This is a genomic window from Acidovorax sp. KNOB132 (assembly GCF_057541515.1).
In genome coordinates this window covers 1-1792 of the sequence record NZ_BAAJYT010000462.1, presented here as the reverse complement: position 1 = coordinate 1792, position 1792 = coordinate 1, and the positions used below count along the sequence as shown (strand labels likewise).

The 1792-nt window shown below is 70.9% G+C and carries 2 protein-coding genes and 1 pseudogene; 1 reads left to right on the top strand and 2 read right to left on the bottom strand.

Features of this window, described 5'->3' with window-relative positions:
* Together AC27IO_RS23725 and AC27IO_RS23720 are read right to left on the bottom strand one after the other, a co-directional pair.
* A pseudogene (locus AC27IO_RS23725) lies at positions 1-223 on the bottom strand (hypothetical protein); the annotation flags it as partial.
* Positions 223-951 carry a response regulator gene (locus tag AC27IO_RS23720; protein ID WP_317354720.1) on the bottom strand — a complete coding sequence of 243 codons (729 nt, stop codon included), beginning with the start codon at positions 949-951 and terminating at the stop codon, positions 223-225. The gene AC27IO_RS23720 and the pseudogene AC27IO_RS23725, both read right to left, overlap by 1 nt.
* 256 nt (positions 952-1207) lie before the next feature.
* On the opposite strand from AC27IO_RS23720, the gene xopAW reads away from it, so the two are divergent.
* Positions 1208-1792 (top strand): XopAW family type III secretion system calcium-binding effector (xopAW, locus tag AC27IO_RS23715; protein WP_498741111.1); only part of this gene is annotated, 585 nt, incomplete at its 3' end.

Here is a 1792-nt window from a genome sequence, read left to right as displayed (position 1 = left end):
TGGCGGGCGCCGCGCGGCATCGCCGTCCATGGCGGCCCCCGGGTGGCGGCGGCGGGCCCATGCCGGCCGGGCGCAGCTCAAACATCAGCGTGAGGGCCAGCACGTGGCTGGCCGTGACGGCCACGAACAGCAGCAGCGCCAGCCGGCCGAACAGGGTGTCCGGCAGCCAGCGGCGCCACCCTGCGCGCGCGGGCGCCATCGACGCGGTGGCCGCGGCCCGCATCACTGCGTCCTGCCCGCCAACCCCTGCACGGTCTGGGTGTGAAACAGGTAGCCCACGCCGCGCACCGTGCGGATGAAGGCGGGTGCGCGCGGGTCGTCCGACAGCTTGTGGCGCAGGCGCGAGACCAGCAGGTCGATGCTGCGCTCGAAGGAATCCATGGTGCGGCCGCGCGCATGCTCCATGAGCTGGTCGCGGCTGCACACGCGCCGCGGCATGCGCAGGAAGGTGCACAGCAGGCGGTATTCGGCGTTGGTGAGCGGCACGGTGACGCCGGACGGCGAGACGAGATGGCGCTCCACACTGTGCAGCGCCCAGCCGTCGAAGCGCACGACGTCGTCCGGCACCGCGGGCTCGGCCGCGGGACGGCCCGCCGCGCGCCGCAGCACGTTCTGGATGCGGGCGACCAGCTCGCGCGGCTCGAAGGGCTTGCTCATGTAGTCGTCGGCGCCCATTTCCAGCCCGAGCACGCAGTCGTACGGATTGGCGCGCGCGGTGAGCATGATGATGGGCACGGCCGAGCGCTCGCGCAGCTCGCGCGCCAGGGTGATGCCGTCGGTGCCGGGCAGCATGATGTCCAGCACGACGAGGTCCATGGCCTGCGCGGCCATGCGCTCGCGCAGGGTCTGCGCATCGCGCGCCGCATGGGTGGCATAGCCGAAGCGGGCGAGGTACTGCGTCAGCAGCGCGGTGATGTCGTCGTCGTCATCGACCACCAGGATGTGTTGCATGGGAGCGGGCGGAAAAGCGGGGTTGCCGCCCCAGTGTACGCAGCGCCCGCGCGGCGTTGCGCGGGAACTGGCGGGCTTTTTCCCCGCTGTTCGCGCCTTGGCCAACCCTTTCGTACCAGGCCCGATACAAACGGGACAAACCGCCGTTACCGGCGCTTCCAAGAATGGGCTGCAGGCTGCTGCCGGTGCGCGCGCCCCGCTCCCGGGACGCACGACGGCGCGGCAGCCGCCAACCCTTGGAACGAAAGGAACGATGATGACGACCATCAGTAGTGTCGGCAGCGCGTGGTCCAGTGCGAGCGTCCAGCGGGCTTCGCGCCCCGGACCTTCGCCGGAGCGCCTGTTCGGAAAATTGGATGCCGATGGCAGCGGCGGCGTGGACGGCACCGAGCTGCAGGGGCTGCTGGACAAGGTGGCGAAGAAAAGCGGTGTGGACAGCAGCACCAGCGCTTCGGACCTGATCCAGAAGTACGACAGCGACGGCAACGGCAGCCTGAGCAGCGATGAGCTGTCCAAGACGCTGGAGAGCGTGCTGCCGCAGCGCTCCACCATGGACTTCGCCCAGTCGCGCAGCGACGCCGGCAGCGGCGCCACCGGCCAGGCCGGCGACGACCTGTTCGGCAAGGTGGACGGCGACAGCGATGGCAAGGTGAGCCAGGCGGAATTGCAAGCCCTCCTGGAAAAAATGTCCGGCGGCACCGCCAGCGCCACCGGCACCAGCAGCGACGAGCTGTTCGGCCAGCTGGATGCGGATGGTGACGGCAGCCTGTCGCAGGCGGAGTTCGATGCCGGCCGGCCTTCGGGCCAGGGCGGCGCGGGCGGACCGCAGGCGGGCGGCATG